The organism is Xanthomonas pisi DSM 18956 (assembly GCF_001010415.1).
Lineage (GTDB): Bacteria > Pseudomonadota > Gammaproteobacteria > Xanthomonadales > Xanthomonadaceae > Xanthomonas > Xanthomonas pisi.
Window position 1 is genome coordinate 1 of the sequence record NZ_JPLE01000287.1, and the last position, 552, is coordinate 552.

1 protein-coding gene is annotated in these 552 nt (G+C 50.0%); it reads right to left on the reverse strand.

The features are described 5' to 3' along the window. On the reverse strand, positions 1–421 hold a 421-nt coding region (locus Y887_RS19815), incomplete at its 3' end, for a hypothetical protein (protein ID WP_211257030.1). Positions 422–552: the final 131 nt, after the last annotated feature.

Consider the following 552-nt stretch of genomic DNA (forward strand, 5'->3'; position numbering starts at 1 on the left):
GTATAAGAGACAGCGTTGCAGCCTCCTGATCGCCAGCCTCAATTGCTTTTCCAAGCGCTTCCATTAGTGGCTGGCTATGGGCAATCATATCGTTATACTCAAGCCGTCGCTGGTTGTATTTCTGCAACTGGAGTCGTTGCTGTTCCATCCCCAGCGACGCATTCCGGTAATTCTGGTTGGCGTTAAACTCCCTTTCCTGCAGTGCGTAATTGCGGTCATCAACTTTGGCTCTGTAATCAAAGTTCCGCTGATCAACGTCTTTATTATGTTCAAACTGAGACTGCGCAAATTCAAAATCGCGCTCGTTATTTTTCTGTTGCTGAGCAAGCTGTGCTTCTCGCAAACCAAGCTCCTTACGACGGGTCATTGCCTGGTCAACAGTGCTGAATCCGGCAAGTAACCCCTGTGCAAATCCGCTCATTCACCACTCCTTAAAACAAAGAACCAGCAATGCCGCCAATTACTGCACCAGCAACAGCGCCAACAGGACCACCAACGGATGCGCCAATAGCCGCCCCCGTACCAATGCCCGTACCGATATTCTGCTTGTTC